General features: G+C 63.4%; 5 protein-coding genes. All 5 read left to right on the top strand.

The window, feature by feature from the left end; genetic code table 11:
• The first annotated feature begins 113 nt into the window (after positions 1-113).
• The 5 genes from KGB25_RS30170 (at position 114) to KGB25_RS30150 (ending at position 6,961) form a co-directional block, all read left to right on the top strand.
• Entirely contained in the window at positions 114-1,139 is a 1,026-nt protein-coding gene (locus KGB25_RS30170) for a histone deacetylase family protein (protein ID WP_223437979.1), read from the top strand.
• Between the two features lie 246 nt (positions 1,140-1,385).
• On the top strand, positions 1,386-3,290 hold the full coding sequence (locus tag KGB25_RS30165) for a sigma-54-dependent Fis family transcriptional regulator (protein ID WP_223437977.1): 1,905 nt from the start codon (positions 1,386-1,388) through the stop codon (positions 3,288-3,290).
• The gene (locus KGB25_RS30160) at positions 3,290-5,008 is read left to right on the top strand and encodes an ABC transporter ATP-binding protein (protein WP_223437975.1); all 1,719 of its coding nucleotides are present in this window, start codon (positions 3,290-3,292) and stop codon (positions 5,006-5,008) included. The genes KGB25_RS30165 and KGB25_RS30160 overlap by 1 nt, the downstream gene beginning before the upstream one ends.
• Positions 4,998-5,675 carry a S8 family serine peptidase gene (locus tag KGB25_RS30155; RefSeq protein ID WP_223437972.1) on the top strand — a complete coding sequence of 226 codons (678 nt, stop codon included), beginning with the start codon at positions 4,998-5,000 and terminating at the stop codon, positions 5,673-5,675. The genes KGB25_RS30160 and KGB25_RS30155 overlap by 11 nt, the downstream gene beginning before the upstream one ends.
• Entirely contained in the window at positions 5,672-6,961 is a 1,290-nt protein-coding gene (locus tag KGB25_RS30150; RefSeq protein ID WP_223437970.1) for a tryptophan 7-halogenase, read from the top strand. The genes KGB25_RS30155 and KGB25_RS30150 overlap by 4 nt, the downstream gene beginning before the upstream one ends.
• Positions 6,962-7,090 lie beyond the last annotated feature (129 nt).

The following is a 7,090-nucleotide window of genomic DNA, read 5'->3' as shown; positions in this document are numbered from 1 at the left end:
CGTCAGCACAACATCGACGTTTGACTGACACACCGCCTTCGCGGGCAAGCCTCGCTCCTACAGGAGGGTGCACTCGGATTCGAGAATTACGTTAACTGACAGGAATCAGGCCCATGCGCAGTTTTTTCCATCCCGAACAATTGCTTCACCATCCACGCAGCTATTACTCCCGCGGACAGATGCGCACGCCGCAGGAAGTGCCGGAGCGTGCGCAGCGACTGGTGCAGGCGTCTCGCTCGCTGGGTTTCAAAGTCGAGCAGCCGGTGGATGCCGGACTTGATCCGCTGCTGGCGGTGCACGGTGCGCCGTACCTGGCGTTTCTCCAGGAAGCGCATCAGCGCTGGAAGGAAGTCCCGGAAGATTGGGGCGACGAAGTGATGTCGAACATCTTCGTCCGTGAGCCAAACGCTCTGCGCGGAATCCTGGCTCAGGCCGCACGTTATCTCGCGGATGGCAGTTGCCCGGTGGGCGAACAGACCTGGCGTTCGGCCTATTGGTCGGCGCAAAGCGCAGTGGCCGGGGCGCAGGCGTTGCTTGATGGCGAGCCGGCGGCTTACGCGTTGTGCCGTCCACCGGGGCATCACGCCCGGGCCGAAGCGGCCGGTGGTTTCTGCTATGTGAACAACGCGGCGGTGGCGGCGCAGGTGTTGCGCGGCGGGTTTGAACGCGTCGCGGTGCTCGACACCGACATGCACCACGGTCAGGGGATTCAGGAGATTTTCTACGACCGCGATGACGTGCTGTATGTCTCGGTGCATGGCGATCCGACCAACTTCTATCCGGGGGTTGCCGGGTTTGCGGATGAGCGCGGTGTCGGGGCGGGCGAGGGGTACAACCTGAATTTGCCGATGGCCCATGGTTCGAGTGAGGCGGACTTTCTTGGGCAACTGGAGGTGGCGCTGGTGGCGGTGAAGGATTTCGCTGCCGAGGTGTTGGTGCTGTCCCTGGGTTTCGACATTTTCGAGCTGGACCCGCAGAGCAAAGTGAAGGTGACGCGGGAAGGGTTTGCGCGGCTGGGTGAGCGGATTCGCAGCCTTGGGTTGCCGTGCCTGATTGTGCAGGAGGGTGGGTATCACCTGGAGAGTCTTGAGGACAATGCACGGGCGTTTTTTGTCGGGCCCGAGGTGTGGCGGATCTGAGTTGTGGGGTGCCTGACAGGCCGCCATCGCTGGCAAGCCAGCTCCTACAATGGATTGGTGTGAACGCTAAATTGTGGTTAACGCTGAACCTGTAGGAGCTGGCTTGCCGGCGATGAACGATCACGCGGTTGGCTTGAAAGAACACAAGCGCTGTAAGGCACTTGCCATCGCCCTGACGTTAACGTAAAGATTGCGGCAGGGCGCTGAACTTAAAAAAGCGCAGGGCGGACCGATCCGGAGCGCTTGATGACGCTAATAAAAACAACTTCCCCCAAGCTGCATCGTGAAGCCCGGCTGGCCCGGGAAAAACTCCATCTTGAGGGTGAAGTCCCCGATGGCGTGTTGCGGGCGGAAATCGATGCATCGTGGCGACGCAGCCTCAGCCATGGCGTGCATTTCAACAGCAAACATGAACTGGCGCTGGAATCGAGCGCGAGCCTCGACGTGCTGCTGGCGAACAATCGCCTGCTGATCGACGCGGCATTGCCGGCGATCGATTACCTGGCCGACCGCCAGGGCAAGGAAGGCCTGATTATCCTCGCCAACTCCGACGCCACCATCCTCGCGGTCGAAGGCCGTGCCGATCGCCTCAAGGGCAGCGGCCTGCAAGACATCACCCTCGGTGCCTGCTGGAGCGAAGCCGCTCGCGGCACCAACGCGCTGGGCACCGCGCTGGTGGAAGCCCGACCGACGATGATCGATTGCGGCGAGCATTACCTCGATCGCCTGACCGATTTCTCCTGCACCTCAGTGCCGATTTATTGCCCGCAAGGCGACATCCTCGGCGTCCTCGACCTGACCCGCGAAGGCCCGCTCGGCCGCGTTCACGACAGCACCGCGCTGTTGGCCATGGCGGTCAGCCAGATTGAAAGCCGGGTGTTCAACGCCAGTTTCCCTGACCAGGTCGTGCTGGCGTTCCACAGCCGTCGGCAGTACCTCGAATCCCCTTGGCAAGGCTTGCTGGCGGTGAGCCTCGGCGGGCAGATTCTTGCTGTCAGCGCCCAGGCGTGTCAGTTGCTCCATGCCGAGCGCTCGGCGCTGGTCGGTCGCCGTTGCGAAGAGTTTCTCGGTGTCGACGGCTTGCAACTGTTGTCGCGTTTGCATCAGGGCGGTGTCGGCAGTTTGCAGACCGCCAAAGGTGAGTTCTTCTACAAAACCCTGCGTGCGCCGCAGCGCTCGATCAACGTCAGCACTCCACCGCGCAGCCCGGCGAAAACCGCCAAACCTCAACCGGATCTCGATGCCTTGGCCGGCAGCAACGTCCGTTATGCCCGCGCCCTGCGCATGGCCCGTCAGGGGCTGGCCAACGAGTTGCCGGTGTTGCTGCTTGGCGAAACCGGCACCGGCAAGGAAATGATCGCGCGCGCCTTGCATATGGCCGGCAGCCGCTGCGACAAACCCTTTGTCGCGGTGAACTGCGCGGCGATTCCCGAAGGCCTGATCGAGTCGGAACTGTTCGGTTACCGCGAAGGCGCGTTCACCGGTTCCCGTCGTGGCGGCATGGTCGGGCGTCTGCAACAGGCCCATGGCGGCACGTTGTTTCTCGACGAAATCGGCGACATGCCGCTGGCGTTGCAGGCGCGTCTGCTGCGCGTATTGCAGGACCGTAAAGTCGCGCCTTTGGGCGCCGGTGAGGAACAGGACATCGACGTCGCCCTGATCTGCGCGACCCACCGCGACCTCAAGCGTCTGGTCGAAGAAAAACACTTCCGCGAAGACCTGTTCTATCGGGTCAACGGTATCAGCGTGATGTTGCCGGCCCTGCGCGAACGCGACGATTTCAACGCGCTGGTCGGTCGTCTGCTGGCCAGGCTAGACGCACCGGCCATGCTCCTGCATGACGACTTGAACCGCTTGCTCGCGGGTTACCACTGGCCCGGCAACATCCGCCAACTGGAAATGGTCTTGCGCACGGCGCTGGCCATGCGCGAACCGGGGGACACCGTTCTCACCCTCGATCACTTGCCCGACAGCATGCTCGACGAACTGAACGCCAGCGAGCGGCCGGCGTCCGGAAGCATTCGCGAAAACGAACTGGAGCTGATTCGCCAGTCCCTGGACAGCCATCAGGGCAACGTCTCGGCCGCCGCCGACGCCTTGGGCATCAGCCGCGCAACCTTGTACCGCAAGCTCAAACAGTTGCGTTCGTGATGCAGCGCCTGATCGTTCGGCTGATCGACAGCCAGAACCCCGAAGCCCTGCAAGCGGCGTTGCGCTGGCTCTACAGTTTTGTGCGCCCGCATCGTCTGGCGATTGCCGGACTGCTCGGTTTATCGGTCTGCGCCTCGTCGCTGGTGCTGGTGCAACCCTGGCTGACCAAGCTGTTGATCGACGATGGCTTGCTGGCCCGCAACTTCCCCATGCTGGTGCTGATCGCCGGGTTGATGATCGTCGCCGGGCTGCTCGGCACGGCGCTCTCGGGGATCAATCGTTACCTGCACACGCGGCTGTCCGGGCGGATTCTGTTCTCGCTGCGCGACGACCTTTATCGGCATTTGCAAACCCTGTCACCGAGCTTCTACGGGCAACGGCGCATCGGCGACCTGATGTCGCGACTCGATGGCGATGTTGCGGAGATCCAGCGCTTCGCCGTGGATTCGCTGTTCTCGGCAGTGTCGAGCGTGATCGGTTTGGTGGTCGCCGTGGCGATGCTGCTGACGTTGTCGTGGAAGTTGTCGCTGCTGGCGCTGGTGCTGATTCCCCTCGACGTGCTCTGGCTGCGCTGGATGCGGCGCAAGGTCGAGCGCGATGTGCGCCAGTTGCGCGAGCGTTCGGCGGACATGTCGTCGTTCATGGTCGAAACCCTGCCGGTGATGAAATTCATTCAGTCGGCCGGTCAGCAGCAACGTGAGTCGCGGCGTCTGGAGGCGTTGGGGCAGGGCTACATGAGTCAATTGCTGCGCCTGCAAGTCACCGAGTTTTTCACCCAGGCGGTGCCGGGCACGCTGACCTCGCTGTCCCGTGCCTGTGCGTTTTTGATTGGCGGTTATTGGGTGGTGCAAGGGACGTGGCAACTGGGCGCGTTGATTGCGTTTTCCACGTACTTGGGGATGGCGGTCGGACCGGTTCAAAGTCTGCTTGGGCTCTACGTGGCGATTCAGCGGATGACGGTCAGTCTGGGGCGGGTCATGGAATTGCGCGGTGAAGAACCGACCGTGCTGAGCCCCGTTGAACCCCGGCCCATGCCAACTTCCGGCGAACTGCGTTTCGACGATGTGCACTTCAGCCATCCCGGTCGGCCGAGCACCTTGCGCGGCATCGAAGCGCGGATTCCCTACGGTTTGAAAGTCGCCCTGAGCGGCGGCTCCGGCGTCGGCAAATCAACGCTGATCGATTTGCTGCAACGGCATCACGATCCACAGTCCGGGCGGGTGCTGCTCGGCGAAGTCGACCTGCGGGAACTGGACCTGTTCCAGTTGCGCCGGCGGATTGCCGTGGTCAGTCAGGACATCGTGCTGTTTCGCGGCAGCCTCGCCGATAACCTGGCCTACGCGGTGCCCGACGCCAGCCGTGAAGCAATCGCCGACGTGGCGCGGCTGGCGCAACTCGACAGCCTGATCGCCTCATTGCCCGAAGGCCTCGACAGTCCGCTGGGCGAACGCGGTCAGCAGTTGTCCGGCGGGCAGAAACAGCGCATCGCCATCGCCCGGGCACTGTTGCAGGATCCGCTGATTCTGGTGCTCGACGAAGCCACTTCGGCGGTGGATGAAACCACCGAGCGCGAAGTGATCGAGGCCATCGACCGACTGTTTGCCGGACGCACGCGCATCCTCATCAGTCATCGCCCCTCAACCCTGGCCGATGCCGACCTGCGCTTCGAATTGCTCGACGGCGTGCTCACGTCGAAAACGGTGCAGCATGAAGTCTGAACTGCGAATCGGTGTGGTGGACAGCGGCCATTCGGCGGCGCAGCGGGTTCAGGTGATCGCCGGGCGACGGTTCTCGTTGCTGGCGGACGGTCTGGCCGAAAGTGACTTGCGCGACGACCCGCTCGGCCACGGCAGCGCGGTGATCGAAGCCATCAGTCATCGGGCCCCTTCGGCGGTGTTCTGCGTGGCTCAGGTGTTCGACCAACGCGGCGTCACCAGCGCCTTGCAGATCGCCACGGCGATTGACTGGCTGGTGGCGCAGGACGTACGGCTGATCAATCTGAGCCTCGGTTTGCGCCAGGACCGCAGTCTATTGCGCGAAGCCTGCGCGGCAGCGGTAGCGCAAGGCATTCTGCTGTGTGCGTCGAGCCCGGCGCAGGGCGAGGGCGTGTTCCCGGCGAATTATCCACAGGTGCTGCGAGTGACCGGCGATGCACGTTGCGCCGAACAGGAATGGTCATGGCTCAACAGCGCTCAGGCGGATTTCGCGGCGTGCGTGCACGGGACGTATCCGGGGCAGTCCGGTGCCAGTCTGGGCTGCGCGGCGTTGAGCGGGCACATTGCCGGTTTCCTGGTTTCACAGCCCGAGACGAGCAACGAACAGATCATCGACTGGCTGCGCAAGAATGCCCGTTATCGCGGTCCTGAACGGCGCTTCGGAGCATGATCCTGATTCTGGGCGCGGGGCCAGCGGGGGCGGCGGTTGCCTTGGGCTTGCGGCGGCTCGGTTACCCGGTGACGCTGGTCAGCGAGTGGCGCCGGTTCGCTGCGCTGGAAGGCGTTTCGCTGCGGGTGCTGGAGGCATTGCGCGGTGCCGGTCTGCATCAGGCGCTGGCGGATGCGGCGTTGCCGTCGCAGCGGCAGGTGTCGTGGAACGGTCAGCAGCATGCGCAAAACATCGAATTCCTGCTGGACCGCCCGAGCTTTGATCGAGGACTGCGCGAGGACCTGCGCCTGGCGGGCGTTGAGCTGATTGAGGGGCGGGCGCTGAGTGTTCAGACCTCGGCGGAGGGACATCGGGTCGAGATTGAAGGGCACAAAGCGTTGGTTGCCGATTTTCTGGTGGAAGCGCGCGGACGCCAGGCACCGGCACTCGGCAAGGGGCTGCGCGGGCCAGAGACGGTCAGCCTGCTCAATCGCTGGCAAGGCGCGCCGGGCAACACCGCCAGTGCCGTGGAAAGCCTTGCGGACGGCTGGGCGTGGATGGCGCGGCGGGCGGACGGTCAGTGTTATTGGCAATGGACGGTGGACGTGGCCAGCGCCGAGCTGCCGGGCAAGGCGCAGTTGCTCGATTACTGTCGCCAGCAGCGCCAGGGTTCCTCATTGGCGCGTGAGTTTTTTGGTGTCGAACATGAGGTCGATCTACAGCTGCACGCCCGCAGCAGCACCGCGATTCTGAGCCCGCAGGTGTGTGGCGAAAACTGGATTCGGGTCGGCGATGCGGCGATGGCGGTGGACCCGCTGTCGGGCAATGGCATCTTTCAGTCCTTGTCCTCGGCGTTGCAGGCGCCGACGGTGATCAACACGTTGTTGCGAAAACCTGAGCGGGCGGCGTTGGCACAGCGCTTTCATCAGCAGCGGGTAGAGCAGTTGTTTTTGCGTTTTGCGCGGATCGGGCGGGACTTTTATGCCGATGAGCAGCGTTGGCTGGATCAACCATTCTGGCAGGCGCGGCGGCAGTGGCCGGATGCCGAGGTGGCGCATGCCGAGGCGGATTTCGCCGCGCTGCGGATCGAGCGGGCGCCGGTGTTGAAGGATGGGTTTGTGGATGAGGCCGAGGTGGTGATCACAGCGGATCAGCCGTTGGGGATCTGGCATGTGCAGGGGGTTGAGTTGGCGCCTCTTGTGCGCAGGTTGCGGACCGAACCGGCCGGGCAGGCGTTGGCGGGGTTGACGGTGGAGCAGGGGAGGATGGTCAGGAGTTGGTTGTTGGGGCAGGGGTTCAAGCCCTGAGTTTGTGGTGACTGATCTGGCCTCTTCGCGGGCAAGCCTCGCTCCTACAGGTTTTCGTGCCCTTGTAGGAGCGAGGCTTGCCCGCGAAGGCGGCCTAAAGAACGATAAAGATCAAAGCTTGATCAACAC

The organism is Pseudomonas sp. BF-RE-21 (assembly GCF_019947305.1).
GTDB classification, from domain to species: Bacteria; Pseudomonadota; Gammaproteobacteria; order Pseudomonadales; family Pseudomonadaceae; genus Aquipseudomonas; species Aquipseudomonas migulae.
Note: the sequence above shows the minus strand (reverse complement) of the source record. Positions and strands in the feature narration are given on the sequence as shown.